The organism is Collimonas sp. PA-H2, assembly GCF_002564105.1.
Lineage (GTDB): Bacteria > Pseudomonadota > Gammaproteobacteria > Burkholderiales > Burkholderiaceae_D > Collimonas.
Map to the genome: position 1 here is coordinate 1,288,009 of NZ_PDBX01000001.1, position 21,153 is coordinate 1,309,161.

General features: G+C 48.8%; 22 protein-coding genes. 11 read left to right on the forward strand and 11 right to left on the reverse strand.

The annotated features are described in order from the left end of the window. The first annotated feature begins 1 nt into the window (after position 1). The 5 genes from BCF11_RS05850 (at position 2) to BCF11_RS05870 (ending at position 3,775) form a co-directional block, all read left to right on the forward strand. Complete coding sequence (locus BCF11_RS05850) at positions 2-727, forward strand: peptidoglycan recognition family protein (protein ID WP_098493912.1); 726 nt, start codon at positions 2-4, stop codon at positions 725-727. After that, on the forward strand, positions 724-1,071 hold the full coding sequence (locus BCF11_RS05855; RefSeq protein ID WP_233212388.1) for a hypothetical protein: 348 nt from the start codon (positions 724-726) through the stop codon (positions 1,069-1,071). The genes BCF11_RS05850 and BCF11_RS05855 overlap by 4 nt, the downstream gene beginning before the upstream one ends. A 42-nt stretch (positions 1,072-1,113) precedes the next feature. Next, a complete protein-coding gene (locus BCF11_RS05860; RefSeq protein WP_143751263.1) occupies positions 1,114-1,995 on the forward strand; it encodes an RES domain-containing protein in 882 nt (293 codons plus the stop codon). A gap of 45 nt (positions 1,996-2,040) precedes the next feature. Further along, on the forward strand, positions 2,041-2,478 hold the full coding sequence (locus BCF11_RS05865; RefSeq protein WP_098493914.1) for a hypothetical protein: 438 nt from the start codon (positions 2,041-2,043) through the stop codon (positions 2,476-2,478). A 163-nt stretch (positions 2,479-2,641) separates the two neighbouring features. After that, the gene (locus BCF11_RS05870) at positions 2,642-3,775 is read left to right on the forward strand and encodes a hypothetical protein (RefSeq protein WP_098493915.1); all 1,134 of its coding nucleotides are present in this window, start codon (positions 2,642-2,644) and stop codon (positions 3,773-3,775) included. Between the two features lie 6 nt (positions 3,776-3,781). Here the strand turns inward: BCF11_RS05870 and BCF11_RS05875 are convergent, their stop codons facing one another. Next, entirely contained in the window at positions 3,782-4,342 is a 561-nt protein-coding gene (locus BCF11_RS05875) for a recombinase family protein (RefSeq protein ID WP_098493916.1), read from the reverse strand. 424 nt (positions 4,343-4,766) lie between these two features. Here BCF11_RS05875 and BCF11_RS05880 point away from each other — a divergent pair, with 424 nt between their 5' ends. From BCF11_RS05880 to BCF11_RS05890, 3 genes are read left to right on the forward strand one after another with little or no spacing between them, the layout of a single operon-like run. After that, a complete protein-coding gene (locus BCF11_RS05880; protein ID WP_098497343.1) occupies positions 4,767-5,051 on the forward strand; it encodes a type II toxin-antitoxin system HigB family toxin in 285 nt (94 codons plus the stop codon). 1 nt (position 5,052) lies between these two features. Then, the gene (locus BCF11_RS05885) at positions 5,053-6,270 is read left to right on the forward strand and encodes an ImmA/IrrE family metallo-endopeptidase (RefSeq protein ID WP_098493917.1); all 1,218 of its coding nucleotides are present in this window, start codon (positions 5,053-5,055) and stop codon (positions 6,268-6,270) included. Between the two features lie 29 nt (positions 6,271-6,299). Continuing rightward, a complete protein-coding gene (locus BCF11_RS05890) occupies positions 6,300-7,427 on the forward strand; it encodes a beta family protein (RefSeq protein WP_098493918.1) in 1,128 nt (375 codons plus the stop codon). Positions 7,428-7,558: 131 nt separating this feature from the next. Here BCF11_RS05890 and BCF11_RS05895 read toward each other — a convergent pair whose 3' ends face one another. After that, a complete protein-coding gene (locus tag BCF11_RS05895) occupies positions 7,559-8,407 on the reverse strand; it encodes an FRG domain-containing protein (protein ID WP_098493919.1) in 849 nt (282 codons plus the stop codon). Positions 8,408-8,706: 299 nt separating this feature from the next. Next, on the reverse strand, positions 8,707-8,949 hold the full coding sequence (locus tag BCF11_RS05900) for a helix-turn-helix domain-containing protein (RefSeq protein ID WP_098493920.1): 243 nt from the start codon (positions 8,947-8,949) through the stop codon (positions 8,707-8,709). A gap of 18 nt (positions 8,950-8,967) precedes the next feature. Here BCF11_RS05900 and BCF11_RS05905 point away from each other — a divergent pair, with 18 nt between their 5' ends. Together BCF11_RS05905 and BCF11_RS05910 are read left to right on the forward strand one after the other, a co-directional pair. Next, on the forward strand, positions 8,968-10,041 hold the full coding sequence (locus BCF11_RS05905) for a lysozyme inhibitor LprI family protein (RefSeq protein ID WP_143751265.1): 1,074 nt from the start codon (positions 8,968-8,970) through the stop codon (positions 10,039-10,041). A 96-nt stretch (positions 10,042-10,137) separates the two neighbouring features. Then, the gene (locus tag BCF11_RS05910; RefSeq protein WP_143751266.1) at positions 10,138-11,130 is read left to right on the forward strand and encodes a GIY-YIG nuclease family protein; all 993 of its coding nucleotides are present in this window, start codon (positions 10,138-10,140) and stop codon (positions 11,128-11,130) included. 224 nt (positions 11,131-11,354) lie between these two features. Here BCF11_RS05910 and BCF11_RS27455 read toward each other — a convergent pair whose 3' ends face one another. Together BCF11_RS27455 and BCF11_RS05915 are read right to left on the reverse strand one after the other, a co-directional pair. Next, positions 11,355-11,978 (reverse strand): hypothetical protein, encoded by a 624-nt coding sequence (locus BCF11_RS27455; RefSeq protein ID WP_143751267.1) that lies wholly within the window; start codon positions 11,976-11,978, stop codon positions 11,355-11,357. A gap of 674 nt (positions 11,979-12,652) precedes the next feature. Then, the gene (locus BCF11_RS05915) at positions 12,653-12,862 is read right to left on the reverse strand and encodes an AlpA family transcriptional regulator (protein WP_098493923.1); all 210 of its coding nucleotides are present in this window, start codon (positions 12,860-12,862) and stop codon (positions 12,653-12,655) included. Between the two features lie 495 nt (positions 12,863-13,357). On the opposite strand from BCF11_RS05915, the gene BCF11_RS05920 reads away from it, so the two are divergent. Next, entirely contained in the window at positions 13,358-14,026 is a 669-nt protein-coding gene (locus BCF11_RS05920; RefSeq protein WP_098493924.1) for a DUF2076 family protein, read from the forward strand. Between the two features lie 206 nt (positions 14,027-14,232). Here the strand turns inward: BCF11_RS05920 and BCF11_RS05925 are convergent, their stop codons facing one another. The 6 genes from BCF11_RS05925 to BCF11_RS05950 are packed head-to-tail and all read right to left on the reverse strand — an operon-like array spanning position 14,233 to position 20,832. After that, positions 14,233-14,673, reverse strand: coding sequence for a type IV pilin protein (locus BCF11_RS05925; RefSeq protein WP_233212389.1), 441 nt, complete (start codon positions 14,671-14,673; stop codon positions 14,233-14,235). 13 nt (positions 14,674-14,686) lie between these two features. After that, positions 14,687-18,157: a pilus assembly protein gene (locus BCF11_RS05930; RefSeq protein WP_158229150.1), complete on the reverse strand. Its 3,471-nt coding sequence runs from the start codon at positions 18,155-18,157 to the stop codon at positions 14,687-14,689. A 17-nt stretch (positions 18,158-18,174) separates the two neighbouring features. Then, a complete protein-coding gene (locus BCF11_RS05935) occupies positions 18,175-18,696 on the reverse strand; it encodes a PilX N-terminal domain-containing pilus assembly protein (protein ID WP_098493927.1) in 522 nt (173 codons plus the stop codon). A 32-nt stretch (positions 18,697-18,728) separates the two neighbouring features. Continuing rightward, positions 18,729-19,637: a PilW family protein gene (locus tag BCF11_RS05940; RefSeq protein ID WP_098493928.1), complete on the reverse strand. Its 909-nt coding sequence runs from the start codon at positions 19,635-19,637 to the stop codon at positions 18,729-18,731. Continuing rightward, the gene (gene pilV / locus BCF11_RS05945; RefSeq protein ID WP_098497344.1) at positions 19,634-20,194 is read right to left on the reverse strand and encodes a type IV pilus modification protein PilV; all 561 of its coding nucleotides are present in this window, start codon (positions 20,192-20,194) and stop codon (positions 19,634-19,636) included. Before pilV ends, BCF11_RS05940 begins: the two co-directional genes overlap by 4 nt. A gap of 32 nt (positions 20,195-20,226) precedes the next feature. Beyond that, the gene (locus tag BCF11_RS05950) at positions 20,227-20,832 is read right to left on the reverse strand and encodes a GspH/FimT family pseudopilin (RefSeq protein WP_369827731.1); all 606 of its coding nucleotides are present in this window, start codon (positions 20,830-20,832) and stop codon (positions 20,227-20,229) included. Positions 20,833-21,153: the final 321 nt, after the last annotated feature.

A 21,153-nucleotide genomic window follows, 5' to 3' on the forward strand; every position in this document is an offset into this window, starting at 1 on the left:
GATGGGAGCAGACGCGCATTACACGCCAACGCAGTGGGCAACTGCATTTACAGAGTCAGACTACATATGCAAGCCGTTCAAGCTGGTTACTGTTAATGACAGAGCAGCGACCCGAGAAGCAATCATTACTCGCGTTCGACAGCAGGGAATGGAGTTCGTAGAACGATCCAACTGGGCCGCACATAAGAACCGCTCAGAGAAAATGAAGGATGACTGGAATTACACCAAGATAGCCATCCATCATGCCGGACGTAGTTTCTCCTGTGGGCCTGCCGCACTACAATTGCAGGAAATCCAAGGTGAGCAAATGCAGCGTATCTCGGCAGACGATATCGGCTATCACTATGCGCTCGATTGCTTTGGGAATGTCTTTGAGGGCCGAGATATCCGGTTCAAAGGAGAGCATGTGCATAACTACAATACCGGCGTAATCGGTATCGTGCTGCTGGAGAATCTGGCAGAGCCTGAAGAGGGTGGAGACACCGTATCAGCTGTGAGGAAGTTCTTTAGTGCCATGGGTGCCAATGAGCAGCCTGTCGTACCGGCAGCACAAAGCGAATCAGCTACAAAATTCATTGCTATATTGCGTGAGTTCTTCGCCATTACTACGTTAGGCGGCCATAGAGAATTCCCGGAGCAAACGAAGGAAGGGAAGATTTGCCCGGGTAATGTCGGTCTATCTTTTGTGAAAAAAGCTCGTGCTACCAGCGGACTTGCAGCGCCATGACAGAACACTCAAATTCAATGCAAAAACCATTCAATAGAAAAATCATCTACGTCACGGCTTTGATCTTCGTACTGTTGATTGCTTGGCTGTTTACGGGATACGTGCGCTCGTATCTGGATGAAGGACAGCAAACCACATTTTTCATCAAGAAATTTCCCACCTTTCAAGTTGAATTTGTCGATCCATTTGCTAATGAGGGCGACAGTCCTGCAATCGCTGATCTTTCCACGGTGGACAGAAAGTCACTTGTTGATTACTGCAAATACCGTTTTGGAGTAGCGTCTAACAGCGATGATGCGCTGGATACGTGTTCTCAGCATATCCCGGGCTACTTAAAACAATAGCTGACGCCTAAAAATCGCGTTCGTACTCTATCCTCTAGGTATATGAATAAGAACGATATCGCACGTTACTTTCAAAATAAAAGAGCTATAGAAAATCTGCATGCTCTTTCAAAGGGGCAGGCACCCGCACATGAGTTCGTTCCGATATTAAAGCAGGCAATGGATGGTGTGAAGTTGGTCGCAATAAACGTCGCCAATCCTATTCTCTATCGAGGGCGATTCAATGAGCAGGGTCGGTTGTTTTGTCGCGTTGAAGAAATAACATATCCGAAATCCGAGTTTGTCAAAAACAAAGGCAGATTGAATGATGTCGGTCAGAGTGTGCTGTATGCAGCAGCATGCGAACTCGGAACAATTATCGAGATGACTGTCGGGGTAGGCAACGTATTCACCATTTCTAAAATTGTTCGCCGTGATGATTCGAAGATGTTCTTTTTTCCGATAGGCATTCCTAAACTCATCGGCGATCAACACAATCCTACACAGGCCGAAAAAATTATTCATGATTATTTTCAAGCAGAGATGACTAAGGATAGAGTCATTTTCGATGACTATAATTCGACAATCGCAATCGGCAACATGTTACTTGGGCAGCTCATAGCAAATTACCCGATTGCGCCACGTACTGGCGTGGTATATCCAAGTGTAAGATCGCGGCTGGCGTCAAATACAACTACCTACAATGTGGCTATTGAGCCACCGACGTTTGATCAAAATTATTTGATAACAGAGAGCATTGTTTACATCCTCACTTTCGAGAATACCCATTACCAAATAAATCCAGTGAATAAAGGGACTGTGGAAGAGAATGGGGAAATACTCTGGCGTTTTAGTTACGATGAAATGAAAAACCGAGTGGAGAAAGGCTTGTGGGAAGACGGATTCTTTAATGCGAGTATCGTTAAATGTGCCGCCAATTTATGAGAGATTTGACACACATGACCGATACAATCAAATCTATGGAGTGATATGGCCGCTGATATTGTCGCTGCATGTATTGGAGCTACTGCCGCTGTTGGGGTGGCGGTCGCAGGCTACTGGTTCACCAAGAAGCGGGAGAGGGAAGCAGAGCTACGAAAAGAAAAGCTGGAGCACTACAAAGATTTCGTTGCCAGCCTCAGCGGTATCATTTCTGGGGAGTCAACGCCGGATGATCAACGCGCTTTCTCTCGCTCATGCAATAAGTTGAATTTGATTGCGCCGCAATCCGTAATCGGCGCGCTGCAAGCGTTTCAGGAAGAAATTAAAGTAAGCAACAGTGCCCGAAGCAATCAAGGGCATGACAAGCTAATGTCTCGATTATTCTATGAAATGCGCAAGGACCTTCAGATAACGCCCAAGGACAAGGACCCTGATTTTATATTCGGTCTGTGGGCCTCAGGTGTCCCAAGTAAGAAACCAAAATAAAAAATCGTAGATGGGGATAATTGGGGTGAAAGATTTTCTGGTCTAGGGAAATATCTATCGAGGCGGTAGGACGTGTAATTCGAATGCATAGCTCGTGTTGGACCGGAGGTATTTTTGGCCAACTCGATAATTTTTAACTGCTACTAGTTTTCACTGATAAACGATGCGTATTGCACTTATTATCATCTGGTCGTTTCTCAAGAAATTCGACGTTCTGGGCCTGATTTCGTTTTACCTACTTGTCTTTAGAAACCGTCTTTCGGACGTGATTCATGATCGTCCAATAGCTATTGCGAAATTCCTTCGGTTCGTCCCCCTTATCTTTGCGTTCATCATCATTGTGATGATCACTCGATATGGAACTCTCCGATCACCAATCGCCGCGCTGACTGTCTGTTTTATGATCGCGCTTGCTGTCTTACTCACGATTGTAACGATGTCAGTCACTTTCCTCCATGGTAGCCTACTAGTTCCCTTTATGTCTGCCTTGCGCTCTATTGGATTACGTGCTGCGATTTTCTTTATTCCGTCCTATGTTGTTTGTTATTGGTTTCGTGGAAATTCGGTCTTACAATTAATGGCAATGGGCGTATGCCTCGTGCTCTGGTTTGTCTTTTCTGGAATTCTGGAATATTTGGTAGATTCGCTGCAATGGCAAAAGAGACGCCGGCTCAAGCGGTTGGACATCGGAAGTGACCGATATCACCTCAACGACGAAGAGTATTGGCGAGTTTGCGTGCACGAGGCTGGTCACCTACTTCTGTACGGGCAATTGAACGCAGTTCCTGAAGACGCGATTGCAGTAGTTGATCGAGAGCCTAAGTATGGTTTCGGCGGATTTGTTACACCCATTCATTCGCTCGATCCAATTGATGCTACAACCGATATTCTGCTATGGCAGACAACGATGTCATATGCTGGTGCTGCGGCAGAACGGCTCGTTTTCGGATCACACTGCGAAGGCGCTTCACAAGATTATGAGATGGCGGACAATTTCATTGTACGACTAGCGAGGCTCTCTCCCAATACTCAGTATTTTACGAAGACGGAAAATCCCACCCAAGAGGCTGCCAATATTATGGCAATTTGCCGCTTACGCAGTGAATGTCAACAAAGGGCCGATGAATATCTCACGTTAAACCGCATGCAATTGATTTTCATCGCAGAACAATTACGCGATAAGGAATGTGTAACTTGCGAGGAGTTTTCCCCCGTGTGGCGTACATTGCTATTGCCTGCTGAGTGGAAAAGGCTAACTGTCCCAGCCCGCATACCGTGTCTTGATTTGGATGGTTAGGTGCGCCTAAGCCGTCTTCAATACAGAGTACAGCGTCGCTCGTGATACGCCGTATTCATCAGCCAGCGCCGTCTTATTCTCAGTTGTGGCACGTTGCTTGATTGCTGCAATCTGATCGGCTGTTAACTTGGCTGTCCTCCCCATATGCTTGCCTTCGGCTCTTGCCTTGGCTTGCCCTTCTGCGCGTCTTTCATTGATCATCGATAGCTCGAATGCACTGATAGCGCCGATGATGGTTAGGAACATTGTATTCATCGGGTTATCTTTGCCAGCGGCAAAGGTCATCGACTCTTTAATGAAGGAAACTGTCACGCCCTTGTCGGTCAATCGCTTTACGAGGTCAAGTAGGTCAGCCGTGTTACGCGCTAGACGACTGATGTCATGCACCATAACTGTGTCACCAGATCGAGCATGTTTGAGCATGGCCGTAAGTTGTGGCCTATCCGTCGTGCTTCCACTGCATTTGTCTTCAAATATTTGATCTAGCACAATACCGTCAAGTTGCCGTGCTGTATTTTGCCCAGCGGTCGATACGCGAACGTATCCAATGATTTGCCCTACTGCCATTCTGTTCCCCTCTTCTGATAATGCATAACAAGTATTTAGTACTTTGTAGAATATGTAAAGAAAATCTTGCACATATACTTGTTAGACAAAATTTGTGGGGCAAATGCAGGCGAGCTGAGATTGCAAAGAAAGTATGCCTTGTTGGACGCGCTGGCAATATCGCATACAAGCTAAGAATTATTTTCATTTTAGCAATACTCACAATTGGGAAATGCATATGACGCTGTTTTTGTCGCGCTGCATGAATATCCTCACATGTCTGCTTCTAGCTAAACACTATTTCCTCAATTGCCTGACTCGCCACGGCGGCAAGGTACTTACTCAGGTGTAATTTTGTCTTGACGCTTGCTCCCAAATCGGTAACAATAAATCTGTTCCCACAATGGGATTCGAGATTCGAAGCATTTATGGGAGCATGGTTTTCATGAGGGTTGTTGGACTTGGGGTGCTTGCCGCCTTTTGCGACAAGCACGCAGACTGCCGCAAGTGGATATCGAACTGGATCGCAGATGCACGCGCCAGTCGCTGGGAGACTAGTCACGATATCAAGGACAGGTATCCATCCGCCAGCTTTTTAGCGACAAACATTGTCATCTTTAACGTGCGCGGCAATGAGTATCGCCTGGAAACCCAGGTGGCTTACAACGCAGGAGTGATCGCCATCAAATGGGTGGGCACACATGACCAGTACACGAAGCGGATGCGTTGATATGGAATATAGAATTCTCAAAAGCGAAACTGAACATCAAACTGCGCTGCTAGAAGCAGAGGGGCTTGTTGCGCTTGATCCACCGACTGGATCGACCGAAGGTGATCGCCTCGCATTGCTTGCTCTTCTGATTGAAGATTACGAAAAACGTGCGTATCAATTCGAGGCACTTGATCCAATCGAGATAATTGAATTTCGGATGGCTGAACAGGGGCTTCGACAGAAGGACCTCGTTCCGCTTTTGGGCAGCAGAAGCAGAGTTTCTGAGGTGCTAGGTGGGAAACGACCCCTAACAGTACAAATGATTCGCGCACTGTCGAGCGGCCTTGGAATTCCAGCAGACGCTCTCATTGGAAGAGAACCCGTTCCATCACGTGACAGTGAGAGCAACGTCGAAGAAATCGACTGGAAACGGTTTCCCTATCGGGAGATGGAAAGGCGTGGCTGGTTCAGCGCAGCAAAAATTAGCGGGAAGAATGCAGAAGAGATGCTTCGCTCTTTCCTTACCCAGATTGTTCCGAGCCGCCAAGTGCCGATCATGTTTAGACGCAGGTTTCGGGGCGATAAGCTCGATGAAAAGGCGTACTATTCGACATTAGCATGGACAGCGCGGGTCTTGATGCGAGCCAAGGATGTCGAGAATGATTTACCTAAATTTGATCCTGGAAAAATTTCTGCTGACACGTTGCGAGACCTTGCACGACTAAGTTGGTTCAGTAATGGCCCTCGCCTGGCAGTTGAATTCCTATCGAAGTGTGGTATTGCAGTGATCGTCGAGCCTCGGCTACCGAACGCTGTAATAGATGGCGCAGCGATGCTGTCTGAGCGAGGCACCCCGGTGATTGGTCTGACGCTGCGAATTGATCGAACTGACTATTTTTGGTTCACATTGATGCACGAGGTCGCGCACGTATGGAGACACTTGAATACTGCCGACGAGGCGTTTATTGATCGCATTGAACGAATTGCGAGCACTGAGAAGAGCGAACAAAAAGAGAATGAAGCGAATCGTATAGCACGCGATTCATTTATTCGCCGTGCCGTTTGGGAGCGTTCGTCGGCTAGACTCGCCCCTACAAATCAAAGCATTCAAGAACTTGCGGACAGTCTGCATATTCACCCAGCAATTGTGGCTGGACGAATTCAGTTCGAGAGCGGTCACTACGAGCATTTTCGTGAATTTTTAGAGCAGGGATTGGTACAACAGCATTTTCAATGAAATCTTGATGACGTAAGCAGGAGATATCGATGGATAGTCGCTCAGTTTATGTGCCGCTGGTCAAGGGCAAAAAAAATGATTTGATGGCCGTTGGACGGGTCAACAATGATGTCCGTCAATTGATGAAACCGTTCATCGAAGCGATGCCAATCAATCCCAAAGCTCCACTGGTGGAGGAGCACGTCTTCAAACTCTGCGAGTACATTCGAAAGCATTTGCCGCTTGGTGAGATTTTCGTAGATTTCCACGGTTTGATGCCGGACGCGACGATCTCAGATGGCACAAACGCCACCCTTCATGGATTCGCACTATTAAAAGCATTCGGACGCTCTGTGACTCCGGCGTATGGATTCGAACGAAATGATGATTTGTGGGATACGCTCGGTGCGATTGCTCGGGATTTCGATAAAGGGTTTTGCTTCCGTTTGTCTCGTGATGATCTAGCCGAATATCTCTTTGATGATGTGTGGGCCCAAATTATCGAACGCACCGCTCAGATGCGACTGCCACAAAACAAAATTGATTTACTTCTAGACTTGCGACACATAGATGGGGAAGACACATCGAACCTAGCAGAGAACATAGTTTCTTTTCTCTTTCACAACCCGAACATCGCCGGTTATAGATCAATCGTAATTGCCGGTTCTTCTGCACTGAAAACCGTGGGTAGTATCGAGAAAAATAAGGTCGGCGAGGTGATTCGCCAAGAGCTGCGTCTTTGGTCAGCTCTCTGGCGGGACATGCCCGATACAATCAAACCAACATTTGGGGATTACGGCATCATACATCCCGATTTCAGTGATCAGACAACAAGTCGGTACGTGAACGCCAAAATTCGCTATACGGCAGGCGACAAAATCATCTATTTTAGAGGTCATGCGCTCCACCACCCCATCAAGGACTATGATCAGTACCACGATCTAGCCAGTCGCGTTAGCGCAGATTTTCGATATGTGGGCCGGACGCGCAGCTTTGGTGATACTTATATCGATGATTGCGCAAGACGCCTAATTAAGCCAGGTTCACTCGCTACCTGGGTCATAGCCGACATGAATCATCACGTTTGCTACACAGCCCGCCAACTGGCTCGACTCACACAACAATTGGCATCGACAGTAACAGAAAGCGAAGCTGAGATCGCGCTCTCCACTGTTTAATCGCGTGTCAAATGACAGAGTGGAAAATGGCTCATTCCGCCCGGTGTAACGGACCCGAAAACGTTCTCACTTGAGCGGCGTCAGGAAACGACTCGACAAGAGTGTGTTTGCCAAAAACCTATTTTCAACGTTTAGTCTCCTGCTCCTCGTTCCAATGGCGATAATTTGCTCATTATGTACTTTGCGGCAGACTCGATTTCTGGGAACAGCGTACTTGCATTGATGTTGATCTTATCTAGCTGATCCAGTATTGCACGCTTATGATTCGAAGCAATCGGCACACGACTAATCTCTATGTCTAAATCATTTTTCTGATTCAGCAATATCGGCAGGCCGAACAACAGAAATGCGCCCTGCTGAGCCAGAATTCTTCGATTACTTTGTTTCGGCTTGACTGCCAAGATGCTTTGCAAGTCGGCAGGATCAATTTGTGGGAGAAAATAAGGTTTTTCTGCTTTTATGAATTGCAGCAACCGCTTACCAGCATCAGAGTTCTGAAGTTGATCAAAGTCTTTGATGCGCCTCAATTTGTCCCGTTCGTTTCCAGTGAGATTGGAAAGGTTGGCAACACAACTTACAGTGTCGCTATCGAAGTACCGAATTTTTGCCTTCTTTATCGAGAATCGAATGAATTCGCCATCTTTGGTAGGACGGGAGTTACAGGCAAAGAATAGCGCGACCAATGGGTTGTAGGTCAAATCCAGTAAGCGAGTAGGGAGCGAATAGTGCTGCATTCTGACTAGTTTTTCGAAAACGTTTCCATCGCCCTCGAATTCACTCGGATGAAGGGAGATCAATTCACGAAAAATATTTTTCTCGTCCTTGCGGTGCTTTAGTGTACGGAAGAGACTGGGTTGCAGTGTGTAGAGTTTGTCCGTATGCCCTCGGTAAAGATCTACTCTCCCATCGACGGTCTTAAAGCGTTCCAAAACTTCGAAAAAACTTGAAAGGCCTGTTATTGCTTTAGTGGTTGTTCTCATTGTGCCCTAACTGCTAGATAGGAGATCGGCTTATATACAACGCGCAGCTTACAAGCGATCCGTTTTTCAGCCCCGTAAACAATAAAATATGAAGGCCACGACCAAAGCCATTTCAAACAGACGATTAATTTCGTCGCTTAAATTCAAAACGTCGCATATTTGTTATTTCTAGCAAACTCGAAGAGTTCTGATCCCCGACCGTGATACCGTTTTTGGATGGAAGTTCCAACAACTAAATTCTGGGCTCCAAGTTTACTGATTTTTCTAATGTACCACTTGGGCCTTAAATTTCCTTGCGATCAGTGAGGTCGAAGCATTTCCCACAGGGGCAAATTCACCGCATCTGCCAATCGCTCCATGTTATCGATGGAGATATTTCTCTCTCCGCGCTCCACTTGCCCAATATAGGTACGGTGCAAGCCAGCCATTTCGGCTAAAACCTCTTGAGATAACTGCAATTCTTCACGGGCATGACGAAGCACCAAACCAAATCGTATTTTGGCTGGCTGGCGTTTTGAGGCTTTGGATTCTTTGGTTTGCACGAACCAAAGATTGATTATATGATGACTTTAGGTCTACAGAGTTTGAGTAGCAATGATAAAATCTTGCTAGTCCGCTTGATATGCCGAAGCGGTTTCAGGGCCATTGAAAACAACAACGATAGGGCAAGCCACATGTTCGGACTAAATACCTTCCCAAAAGACGCATCGGATCTGACAAAGATCAGAAAATCAGTTTCTCCGATGGCTTGGATTTGCGCCGGACTCGGCTTCCTCTTTTTGTTCTGCGTGGGGATATCCGATTTTAGGGAATCGCATCTATTAGCCGGGCTAGCCAAAATTGTATGTGGTGTTGGCTATGTGTTTGTAGCCCCGATTGCGTGGACTATCGGCGACCAAATTCGGAAGTTTACGCAGCCGGACATGTTTTTCACTAGCAGCGCGGGCGAGACGTTCAGAACAAGAATATTCTGGATGGTTGGCCCGCAATTCATTAGCGTATTTATCGCGTTTGGTGGAATGATTTTTCTGGCAGATGCAATAAAAAGCTCAAAATCCGATGACGCCCCTGAGAACAAGAGTCGACCAGTCGCTGTTCAAGTTAAGAGTCAGCCAGTTGCGATTAAAAAAATTAGTCAGTCCGCTGCTGCTGAAGTGAAGAGTCCACCTGCAATTGCCGAAAACAAGGTTCCTCCGTCTGCTGACGTGGCGAGACAGCCAGTGGCGGCAAGTCCACCGGACGCGCCGTCAGGCGAAGTGAAACCCGCTTCTCAAGTCGAAAATTTGCCTGTCGTCACAGAGGCACCAGCACCAGCACCAGCACCAGCACCAGCACAGCGTGTTCCGGTTGCAGTGACAAATACAAATAACTTTACAATCACTGGGCATCCCAGTTTCGATTGCGGCAAGGCTTCAACCAAGTCCGAACACCTTATTTGCGCCAGCGAGAAGCTATCTCAGGCGGACGTGAATCTCAAGAAAGTATATCGGATGGCTTTCATCGTCTCCCCTGACAAAGACACGCTTCAGCGGCAACAAAATGATTGGCTCAAAAATGAACGCGATCAATGCGCCGATGAGACTTGTCTGCTCGATGCGTATAAAAATCGGATTGCGCAAATCGTCCCTAGGTGATTTCCTGTTTCGCACCGAGCACGAAATTCGGCTTTCTTTATCAACGCATTGCAATTTTATAAAATTTTCAGAATACAAAAAGACGACGAGCAATCAATGAAAGATATTGGATTCATCTACGTCCTTGCCAATAGCTCGATGCCGAACGCCATCAAAGTTGGCAAAACGAAGCGAAGCACCGCTGAGCGGTCTCAGGAGCTTTCCGGCGCGACCGGCCTGCCTACGCCGTTTATCGTGGTCTACGAACAGCTCTTTGAGGACTGTACTGCTGCCGAAACTTTTATCCATGCGTTACTTGGACAAAAAGGCTATCGAATTTCTGCCAATCGTGAGTTTTTCAATGCGCCCGTCAACGAGGTCGTTAAGGCCATCACTTTAGCCCCTGGTGCAATTCAGGGGAGTGAAGCACTGCCGCTGGCAAACACCGAGGAAGAAGATGAGCTTTTTGGCGAACACGGCCAAGATGAGCTAGACGATATGACTCTTGAGATTGAGAGCGCGGTGCTTCCTGCCTCATACCCTTGGTACTCTCTTTTTGACGAGGCTGAAAGCCAATACTATGGATGGGGCGATATCTTCCAAGATTATGCAGAAGCACTCCGTCTATATAGTCAGGCGGCAAAGCTAGGCTGTCTTGCGGCTTATCAGCGCATAGGAGGCATGCATGAAGAAGGCAGGGGCACATCACAAAATAAAGAAAAAGCACTGAATTTCTACAAAGAAGGGGTTCGCAGAGGCAACGTATATTGCTACTGGAGAATGGCGTCTCTGTTCATAGACGAAGAAAACTTTGCAAATGCAGATAAAGCCTTTTCACTGTTTTTAAAAAATCAGCGAAATGAGCTTCCTGATGAACAGCATCGATTCATATTTGACGACAGTCAAATTGCCTTGGACTGTGGTTTGTTTCTCCACCACCATCTACATTACGAGATGGAGTTATCTGAATCGCTAAAGCAAGTGATAGTTGAAAGAAGAGACGCCGTTATCTATGAAGTATTAAGTGCGGTCAACACACTCCGTGAGACGAATGTGTCAGATCTGGCTGAAAAATATCAAGCAGTAGTTTCTCATTTACATAGCATCTGATTATCGCCAGTGATTAGTTTTCTGGGTCTGCTATCGCACCCCAAAACTGTGCAAAATATTTCCCGTGATTGGTTTTGCGCTATAGAGCGGTAGGCACATATAAACTATAAATTTGACGCTTATTTAGCTTTCAATATGAAATTAACGTTCATTTAATCTGCCTTTCACTCTTTAGCTACAAAGACGCAACTAGTTCGACGCATTAATGCTCTGACAAGGACCGATTAGGCAAGAAGACTGTAGTTTCCAAACTCGACTCTTTTGTTTATTGGTGGTTTCCTCAAACCCGACTGCTTACTGCCGGATTTTCTCTCTCTGGAACCAGAATAGATATATGTAATATCAGTTGGCTTTGATCTATTCTTCACTAAATATGAAATCCAGATTAGGCAATCTGCCAATTTCTCACCAGCTAAGCTGGCATAGTTTAATTCTCTATCTGGTCTTGTTTGATGAATTGCAGACTTTGGCGGGGCAATATAGTACGTCAGCCCTCTCTTTTGCATCATTACATTCAGCCAGCCTTGCCCCTTGTGATTAAGGATAGTGCAGGGATTTCTATGTTTGGCTTCAACTAAAATGAAAGCGTGGTAATGCAATCCTCTGGTTTCATCTACTTCCACGCATCCCCTCCATTCACATGGAATATTTTTTCTTCTTAACTCAAAGCATAATGCTTTTAAACAAGCTTGATATTCATCCTTTCGTTCACTACCCATCATAATGAGATGGTACAGTCGGGACTGCAGATATTTGCACTCAGTTAACATTTCTTCCGCCTTCAAATGAGCCTTCTGACTGTGCATGTCACCATTTGCCAATGTAATACTTGTTTCTTTTTTTACCATAATTACGTTCCTTAAGTTATTGGGATAGATCACTTGAATAGATCACTTACTAAGTACAACAAAATTTTTAAAATACGGAATTCCATTGCAAGCCTTATAGGCTATGCATTTGGGTCATTTTTATTTGAATTTGAAAAATAGATAATTGACGAAAATAAAATTGTCAATTTCCATAGAGGGAATTTCGTATATTTCACGAAAATTTAAACATCTTCTAACAATGCGGATGTTGGCACATATTTTTTACCGCCAACCAAGCCGGAATTTGTAATATGCACCAATGTTTTTGAAGTTTTAAATTAAAACTTCAAATCAATAATTATGACTTGCCATACGCGCTTTAAATGCATAAAAGGTATTAGCCGCACTCACCCATTACCCACCCTCAATAAGTCGCTCAAAGTCTCTTCTAGTCCGTCCAAATCGATAACTAGAACGTCCCATGGACTCAATATGTTAAGCCCATCGGAAATATCCCCATAAAAACTGGATTTTGAAAAGCTGTTTGGATTGGGGCACTGACTAGCAGATAGCAAAACCCTGACTTGATGCAGGAGTGCTATTGGATTGATACGCTGTTGGAATATGCGTTTTTACGGAATTTTTAATGCAAGGGGCATTACTGGGATATTTGGCCGATTAAAAATCAGTAATGTGATGCGTATTTGAATGACTTAATGTACTAGCTGGCTTTTTTGTCGCTGAGAAATTAGCCATTCATCGACCTCACTTTCGATATAGTACATTGCCCTTCCGCCCATCAATGGAAATCCAACAGGAAATTTACTTTCTTGGTTTTGGATCAATTTGTAGATACTGCTTCGAGACATACTCAGTTTCTTGGTTAACGCTTTCATTTGCAGACATGCTAAAGGTGTTGTCATAAATCTCCTGTGACTAAATGATTAAAATACAAAAATGGCCAATCCAAATTTGCGTTTATAAATATTGAAATATCGCTTGACAAATATTGAAAAATGATATTTCCTTAAGTTAGCAGCGAGATTAACACAAGTGTCGCATAATTGCAACACCTTTCATTTGGCCGAAATTCATATAGCGCTTTAACAAGATTTGAACAGTGCGCTGCTGCGTGATTGCTTAAGGAATAATTTTTGCATATATTTTTGCATATACATCTTTGATATATAAAAAATAAACCATTTATATATAAGGGCTTAAAGGCTTTATACGAGTCCACCTATCCCGTACAAACATCAGGCCGAACAGATTCCCCATCTACTGCGAATATTTCCCTTGGTATTTTGTCCATCTAAACGACCCAAATCAGCATGCCTATGCTGAACACCTCTTGAAGCCTCTGGCAAACGACTCAATATAGAGCACCTGACCATCGAAATCCCGAAGGAGCACTTCATATGAGTCCGCAAGAATCGCAAGCTTTGCAAGATTTCCTGAATCAACTCACGCAAGCCAGAGGCATCGCCAAGGATCCGCAAGCCGATGCATTGATAGCAAGTGCGGTAGCGCAGCAGCCCGATGCCGCTTATTTACTGGTGCAACGCGCACTGCTGATGGACCAGGCTCTTAACGCGGCAAAGGCGCAGATCGCGAACTTGCAAAGCCAGGTCCAGGCAGCGCCAGCCCCGGTGCGCAGTTTTCTTGATCCAGCAAATAGCTGGGGCAACAGCGCAGCGCCTGCATCGCGTCCGGTGGCGACAGCGCCTTATCCGCAGCCGCCAATGCAGCAAGCTCCTGCGGCATATCAGGCGCCGCTACAAGCGCCGGCCGCGGCATCAGGCTTTTTTGGCGGCGGTATTGGCAATGTGCTTGGCAGCGTCGCGACCACCGCTGCGGGTGTCGCCGGCGGCGCGTTCCTGTTCCAGGGGATTGAACATCTGATGGGGAATGGCGGCAATCACAGCGCCGGGCTGTTTGGTCAGCAGGCGGCGCCATTGGCAACACCGGTGGAAAATACAACCATCAATAATTACTACGGAGATGATGCTTCATCGAACGATAGCTCAGACAGCACGGATAATATTGCCAGCAACGATAGCGATTCGGATGACGGATCGCTAGCCTAAAATATTTCGATTGCCAGCAGACAAGAAAGACGGATTGTGAATATTTAATGCCGTTCAGTTTGGACTGAACGGCATTTTTATTTCGCGAGCTGCAAACGCAAAAAAGTGCTGTTAACCAGGGCGACAGATTTGGCGATCATGTCAAATACTCCAAGTAAGCCAGTCCTGCAAGAGGCGTTACTTCGCGGTATAAAAGCGCACAAACTCTAGCGAGCAGCCCAGCAATTTCCGATAAAGGTCGTGTCAGTGGAAGCGTTGGCTCCCCTGGCGCCAGTATTGTCCAATGTAAAAGTACCGCACTTGTCAGTAGATACCGGCGCCGCCGACAGCACATAGCTGGTGCCGGTGCCGGAACTGATGCTGATGTTGTATCTTGCAGTCCCGCTGGCTGGCGAGGTACGCGCAGGCAGCGCGGCCTTCACAGTCGAGGTGTCCGCGATCGGATAGCTGTTATTGATCGTGAACTGCTGCTGCATCCAGTTGCTATCCTGCAGCAATGCCGCCATCGCAGCGGCACGATCGCCCCGCTGCACATATGCCCTGTAGCTGGGCACCGCGACTCTAGCCAGAATGGCGATCACCACTACTACAATCATCAGTTCAATCAGGGTAAAACCACGCTGCTTATGCATATTTCCGTATTTCATTGAGATCCCCTTATCACGGATGTAGCGACAACTGCCGCCAGCGGCGTACAGCAACGCCTTTGAGCGTAAATGGCTGACATGACGTTTTTCCCGTAAGGTCGACGTACTCCAGGCATGGCGTTTTTGTCGGGTCGCCAAGATTCATTGGAAGAGGCGTTCCTACCGTACCGGCAACAGTGGCGGAAGCAAGGTCGCCCTCGGTGGTGCCAGCCACTATCAATACAAATTTTGATGAATAGGCGCCAGTCAAATAATTGACGCCCATGAGCTGAGAGCTGCCGCCGCCGGCGCACGGGTCCGCCGTATTAGGGGACAATGTGGTAGCCAGCAGGATGATGTTTTTCAATACCTGCAAATTACCGACAGCGCGCTCACCACTGGCAGGCAAATCGATGTACCAGCCGCGCTGCGATGCCCAGTTGATTGCATTGCTGGATACGGTGCGGCCAAGCAAGGCGCCCGTCGACGACGTCACGTCCGTCAAAGTCTGCTGAACCAATTGACTGCGCCCGGTTACTGCTGCGGCGCCGGTCTTATCCCATATGCCATAAACGCTTTGCGTATCGGTATTGGCCTTGTCGGTCGTCTCTATATATTTGCCTGTGCCTATCATCACCATATAACCACCCAGTGGATGGGGGGCGATGGCCGGCGCTTGCACTATCGGCTGCACAACGGAACTTGCATTCTTAGCTGTGAACAACGAGCTGCTGGTCCACTTTGTAGAATCAGTGTTGCTTAGATCGAATTTCCAGAGATTCCCTTGCAAGTCTCCAGCATACGCCGCGACCACCTGGCGTTGGCTGTTGAACAGCAAGGTCGGAGCGGACAAGCCATTTAATGCAGTGGCGCTGCCGACGCCGGTATCGATTTTATTCAGCAATGCGCCGCTATTGACATCCACCAGGTACAACACGGCATGAGCATTTGTGCTGTTATAGCCGTTACCAAACAGGGCGGCCCATTTTCCATTGGCCAGCTGCACCACCGCTGGCGCGCCCAATACATTACCCAGGTCGGCATCGCTGCCGGCAGCGTACTCCCACAACACACTACCCGCAGCCAATGCCGAGCCATTGAACGTCGTGCCGGTAGGTGTGATGTCCACCGCGAACACGCTTTGCGCGCCTGCGCCAGTTGTACCCAGCAAGATATTTTTCCAGGCCGAGCCGATATAGGCATCCCCTTCCGCCAGCGGCCCGTCGACAAAATAATGATGGCCGTAGTTTGGATCGCTCAAGGTCTTGAGGTTGGGATAGACACTGTTTGGAATGAAGGCAAATGTCTCAACGCCGGTACTGGCGTCAAACGCGTGCAGCATGCCATCGTTGGCGCCGACATATACCACGCCATTTGCATTCTTCGTCGACTTGGTGGACAGGAAGGTCGTATAAGTGCTGCCGCCACCGCTTGCCGTCGGCAGCACCGTATATCCAAAGTCGGTGCTTTGTACAAACAGAGGGGAGGAATTGACGATGTCCCCGAGCTTGTATTGGCGGTAACGGTATATGCCGCTGCCGCTGCCGCTGCCGTCGGAGGCTTGCTCCATCGCGGAATTACCTCTCAGATAATCCACGACATTGGTTGACACCAAAGCGGCCTGCTGACTGCCCGTGCCTGTCGTCAAATTTCCCCAGGCGAAACTGACAGCCGCTTTCGAGGTCGGATTCCAGGTAAAGAGGTTGCGCGAACCGTAAGCGGGCAGCAATGTCGCCGCATCCCATTGGGCTGTCGTATTGAGAGTACCATTAGTATTCACCGAGAAGGCCTTCATATGGCCGGCCCAGGTACCGGAATCAAAACTTGGCACGTAGGCATAAGCCGAAGAACTCACGGCAGTTCCAGGATAGGCGATGCTGGAACCAGATCCGGTTGCCCTGCCGATCTCGGCCAGAATGCTATTCAGGCCGGCTTGCAGAAGCTGAGGATTTTTCGCGCTGAAATAACTGCCATGACCGTTCACGGCCGTATGCCACAAATCGTCAATAGCGCTTGGGTCATCTGCCGACGGCGCTGGCCAGTCTTTAGTCCCCGCTTTAATCGCAGCATAATCTCCGGTCGTCGCTGTCTTATAGTCAGGTCGGTACACCAGTGTGCCATTTGCCCCAAGACCAATCGTATGGGTGGCCATATGCTGCCAGGTCGCTGGATCAGTCGGGGTCGCCGTAATTTTACCTACAGTTCCGCCGTTGCCGGAGCGAGCTCCGACGTCAGTAATCCAATACTGCATCGCCGTATCCGCCAATGTATTGGAGTTGGCTGTTGCTCCTTCATAAAAGGGTCTTGGGAATGCCTGACCTGCAGTCAAAGCAGTGCCGGAGACTGGATCGTTTGCGACAGGCGCAAGCAAGGTAGGCACCGTCCCATCCTCGTCGCCGATCGTAGTTGGCACTGTACCGTTCCAAAAGCCATCCGTTGACAAGATCGTGTAATTCGCCTGACACTTCAATTGAATCGGGTCTGGCGTCGAGCTTGGGGCTCCGGTCATGCCATTCCCCATGTAATATTGACCGACCTGATTCAATGCGTTGATAAGCGGAGTGCCGCCACCAGGTTTGATAGCATATAACTTGGCGTACCATGCAGTCTTTTGGGTGGCGCTGAATGTCGAAAGGGGGACAAAATTGGCGGCCGTTGTATTTGTTCTGCTGCTGTTATCGTTAATTGTTGCGAACCCGACACGGAACCGATCGCTGATTCCCGAAAAAGCAACGCCAAGCGATGTTTTCGTCATCAGTATCCGCGTACGATAATAAGAAAACCAGTTGGCGAAATTCTGAATTTCCTCGGCATAAGTACAGGTCGACGCGGCTGCGCAATCGGTACGCGTCGCTGCCCGTGTATAAGTCGCCGTACTCGGAAGAATGTCCACCCGCGTATAGTTGCTACTGGTGTTGTTCTGGCTGGAACTGCCGTTCGGTGTGCCGCTACCTGCCCAGGTATAATAAAACGCATATTGGGCCACGAGTGTATTGTAGCCATTACCCTTGGAACTTTGGCAGTTGTTATAAGGGGAGAAATTCGATGGATCGTAAAGCGGCAAGGTAATTGTCGAAGAAACGTAACAACCTTCGCTGATATTGTCCAACGTCGTACTTGTATCTAGATACGGGTCAATAATCGTCGCTCCAGTACTAGCAGCCCCCATAGAGGTCCCAGCCGAGGTTACGCCCGGAGAATAGGTTGTGGCAGGATTGTAGTAAATCTGATTCCAGTCACTGGAATAATACGATCGACGGTCTTTTGCTGAATTGTACTCAGCCGTAGCATCAAGACCGGTAACAGTACCCCACACCATACTGCCCGAGTTGTCCAGCATGTACATGATGTTCGGTGGCGGCGGCACCGGCAGGAACAATGGGGTTTGCGCTATTTCGGCAAGCGCTACACCCGATACCGCGGCCATACCCAGGCAGACGCAATGCGCAAGCAGCTTGACCAGCCGGCCAAGCGGCATGCGCCGCGATACACTCGTTCGTAACATGGAAATTCTCCCTACGCTCATAATTTTAAATAGCTTTGCAGCAGCACTACTGCGTTGGACGTGCCGTCGACGCCACGCGCAGTAATCCGATAAACCTTCGTGGTCAAATCCCGCTTTGCCTGCGTCGGCCCCAAACCTATGGTTGAAGTCACATCTTCGACGATGCACTGCGGCGCAGGGGGCGCGCCGGTCCAGGTGATCCCTGAGGCCAAAGTCACTGCCGGCAAGGTTGCCGTTTTCGTCGCCCCGCTAGCCCAGGTTGCCGCGCTATCCCACACATTCGAAGTGGTACCCGGCGTGGTCAGCATGCTGCTAAGGCTCTTGCTGCCTATGCTGTTGTTTTGCGTGCCGGTTTCGCAGTAGCGCAAAGCCCGTTCAGCGGCCTGGAAAGCTGCTTGCTGGTTACGCGTATTGCCCGCCATTTTTTCGTTGAGCGTGACGTTGCGAATGGCCACTGCGCCAATCAGCATCATGACGACCAGGAAAATCAGCACCATCGGTAGCGCAATGCCTGATTGCTGGAGTTTTGTGTTTGCCATAGATATGCCGGAATAAGTTGGTCTGGCGCCGCTCAGCTGACCAGGCTGGCGGCAGCGTTGTTACGCAAAGTAAAAACGCGTGTCATGGTGGTATGCAACAGATGATCGCTTGCCGTAGTGGCAGTCGTAGCGCCGCACTTGTAGTAAGTCTGGCCTGAACTTGTGGTGATCACGTTGTTCGTGCTGTGAATTTCCAGGCAAACCGTGACAGTAACTACCCGGTCCCAACCTACCTTGTTATTTCCATTGATGCTGGACGCGCCAGCTGTACTCGCGGACGTCGTCGATTGCATGGGGGTATATTGATTGCCGGTGTCAATGCCATAGGTAATCGTCATGTTGTCGACGTTGCTCAATATTGCCTGGGCGGTGCTTCCTGCATTGCCCTTGCAATACAAAACGTTCTTGCTCGTATCCAGATAAAAACTATTGGATACGAGGCCGCCGGCAGTACTGGTCGCGCCGGTAGCCTGAGTGCCGCTGCAATCAGTCCCGGCTCCGCTGATAACGCTGTTGGACGGCGTATTGACAGTATCGTACGGTTCGCTGGTGTAACTGACCGCAAAAGCCGGCGCAGTCAACGTGGTGGCGCAAGTCGGAGGCGTGGTTGTGATTGGCTGCGCAAAGCCCTTATCGCACCCCATCAGTCCGGTCAAGGTCGGATTCGCCGACGGCGGGAAATCGGTGGTATTGCCAGTCAGCATATTACCGAATCCGGCTTGCATCAGGCTGCGGCCAATCACACTCAGGGCATAGCGGCCGTCTTCCTGTATGCGTGCGTTGTCGTCATTCAAGCGTGAACTGGATTTGCTGTTGAGATACAAGCTGCTGAGGAACATCACCAGTATCAAGCCGATTGTCACCGAGACCATCAGCTCGACCAGCGTAAATCCTTGCATCCTGCGGTTTTGCCTTAGCGTGGGCGATCGTAGATTCATCATGGCGACACCACCGTTATAAAACAACGCATCGCAGCTTTGTCGCTGGTGCTCATAGTTGAAGGGAAGACCGTACTGTCGCAGCCAGAATCCAACGTGGAAACCAGCGACTTATCCGGCTCGCTGAAATATACGGTCACGACAAAGCCGTTGGTGCTGTCACCTGATACTGTGCCCCAGCCACCGGCCATAGCACTGTTCATTGCCAGCCGCCATGTGTCTATATCGACACCAGCAATCTCGGACGGAGTGCATGCACTGGCGGTGGCGCAGCTAGGTGATGTAGTGGAGTAAGAAGCAGAATACGTCCCGCCGGCCGTATAGTTACCCGCTATGGCTCCTGCGGCATTGGCGCGTATCCGGTCACCGATATCTGATCCGTACTGACTGGCCAACGAGCGGAAATTCGCCACCTTCTCATAACGCAGCGCAGCCACTTGCAGGCCGGCCAACCCGAGCAGCGCAAACGCCGAGATCGTAATCGAGATCAATACTTCGATCATGCCGACGCCTCGTTGCCTGCGGCGTCCGAGCATCTTTTTTCTACCGAGAAAAGCCATGTCTCTCATCTCTCTCACGTGTATCAAAGAAATCAAGTTGGGCAACTGGTGCTGCCGGCCGGGAGTGCGCTGGTGCGTCCACTCGGGGAAAAGCACACCAGGCGTGAAAATTTGCTGTTGAATGAAAACGTAAAATAGTCGGGCGGTGCCGGCATCGGCGTGCCGCTTGCGTTATAAGTGATGGAAGTCAGGGTCGGCGTCGTCGCAGCCGAAGTCGCCGCGATGTTTGTACCACTGGTAAACGGCCCTTGGCGCGCCAGAATGTTCGAGGCAGCCGGGGTGGTAGCAGCCGTTCCGACATACACCAGCCAGCCGCTGTTCCAGTCCGTGGCGGTAGTATCGCAGGCCGGAGTTGTCGCGGTTTCTGCGTTGGCGCTACGGCAGATGGTGACAGCGCCGCTGCGTTGAATCGCCTCGGAACGAGTCAGCATGGTGGCGCCTATGAATTCGTTGACGTTGCCCGACAAGCGATTCTGGGCAATGAAATTACCCATGGACGGCAACCCGACCGCTGCAAGGATAGCCACTACTACAATAGTGACCATTAGCTCAATTAAGGTGAATCCTCTGCTGACAATGGACACGATGTGTTTATTATTTTTCTCAATAGACAAGACAATCCCAGTATTTCTTTGCACGCTACGCCCCCTGGAAAACGCTGATTCCAACCAATGCCAAATTATAGGTTTTACATTTCCACAAAGAAAGTATCCAGAGCCCCGACTATCGCCACCAAAGCGCCACTCATCTGCCAAAATGATTAAATATGCAATTTTTAGATAAGGGAGCAAAGATAAGCTCCATCCGCCTCCTCCAAGAAGTCGGCCCCAGCTCTATCTCATGCCGTGGTCGCCAAATGCTATAATCCGCGCTTCCCGCATGCAGACCGAGAATCACGTTCTCCCCGGTCTGCGCGGCGCTTCCAACATCACGCACGCGGCTTTCAATAATGGAGTTTC